The following is a 1662-nucleotide window of genomic DNA, read 5'->3' on the forward strand; positions in this document are numbered from 1 at the left end:
GTCCCCGTCAAGCGCGTGGTGGACTACAACGTGAAAGTCCGCGTCAAATCGGACGGCACAGGTGTGGACATCGCCAACGTCAAGATGAGCATGAACCCCTTTGACGAAATCGCCGTCGAGGAAGCCGTGCGCCTGAAGGAAAAAGGCGTGGCCACCGAAGTCATCGCCGTCTCCTGCGGCGTGGCCCAGTGCCAGGAAACCCTGCGCACGGCCATGGCCATCGGCGCCGACCGCGGCATCCTGGTCGAAACCGGCCAAGAGCTGCAGCCCCTGGCCGTGGCCAAGATCCTGAAGGCCCTGATCGACAAGGAGCAACCCGGCCTCGTCATCCTGGGCAAGCAGGCCATCGACGACGACGCCAACCAGACCGGCCAGATGCTGGCTGCGCTGGCCGACCTGCCCCAGGCCACCTTCGCCTCCAAGGTCGAAGTGTCTGGCGACAAGGTGAATGTGACCCGTGAAGTCGACGGCGGCCTGGAAACCCTGAGCCTGTCCATGCCCGCGGTCATCACCACCGACCTGCGCCTGAACGAGCCGCGCTACGTCACCCTGCCCAACATCATGAAGGCCAAGAAAAAACAGCTGGACACCGTCAAGCCCGAGGAGCTGGGCGTGGACGTCGCCCCGCGCCTGAAGACCCTGAAGGTATCCGAGCCGCCCAAGCGCGGCGCCGGCGTCAAGGTGCCCGACGTCGCCACCCTGGTGGCCAAGCTCAAGAACGAAGCCAAAGTGATCTAAGGAAGACAGAGACATGACATCCCTCGTAATCGCAGAACACGACAACGCTTCGATCAAGGCGGCCACCCTGAACACCGTCACGGCCGCTGCGGCCTGCGGCGGCGACGTGCACGTACTGGTGGCCGGAGAAAACGCCGGCGCCGCGGCAGCAGCCGCCGCCCAGATCGCCGGCGTGGCCAAGGTCATCCATGCCGACGGCGCCAGCCTCAAGGACGGCCTGGCCGAAAACCTGGCCGCCCAGGTATTGGCCATCGCGGGCAACTACAGCCACATCCTGTTCCCCTCCACCGCCTCGGGCAAGAACGCCGCGCCCCGCGTGGCCGCCAAGCTGGACGTGGCCCAGATCAGCGATATCACCAAGGTGGACTCTGCTGACACCTTCGAGCGCCCCATCTACGCGGGCAACGCCATCGCCACCGTGCAATCGGGCGACCCCGTCAAGGTCATCACCGTGCGCACCACCGGCTTTGACGCTGCGGCGGCCAGCGGCGGCTCCGCGGCCGTGGAAACCGTGGCGGCCGTGGCCGACAGCGGCAAGAGCGCCTTCGTGGGCCGCGAAGTCACCAAGAGCGACCGTCCCGAACTGACGGCGGCCAAGATCATCGTCTCGGGCGGCCGCGCGCTGGGCTCGGCCGAGAAATTCCAGGAAGTCATGACCCCGCTGGCCGACAAGCTGGGCGCGGCCATCGGCGCCAGCCGCGCGGCGGTGGACGCGGGCTACGCGCCCAACGACCTGCAGGTGGGGCAGACGGGCAAGATCGTGGCGCCGCAGCTGTACATTGCGGCGGGGATCTCGGGGGCGATCCAGCATCTGGCGGGCATGAAGGACTCGAAGGTGATCGTGGCGATCAACAAGGACCCGGAGGCGCCGATCTTCTCGGTGGCGGACTACGGGCTGGAGGCGGATCTGTTCCAGGCCGTGCC

General features: G+C 66.9%; 2 protein-coding genes. Both read left to right on the top strand.

Annotated features, from left to right (window positions below):
- Window positions 1-738 (top strand): electron transfer flavoprotein subunit beta/FixA family protein (locus tag V8Z74_RS26095; protein WP_349712286.1); only part of this gene is annotated, 738 nt, incomplete at its 5' end.
- 13 nt (window positions 739-751) lie between these two features.
- Window positions 752-1662, top strand: a 911-nt coding sequence (locus tag V8Z74_RS26100; protein WP_349712288.1) for an electron transfer flavoprotein subunit alpha/FixB family protein, incomplete at its 3' end; no start/stop codon positions are given.

This window comes from Comamonas sp. w2-DMI, assembly GCF_040187735.1.
Classification (GTDB): Bacteria; Pseudomonadota; Gammaproteobacteria; order Burkholderiales; family Burkholderiaceae_C; genus Comamonas; species Comamonas terrae.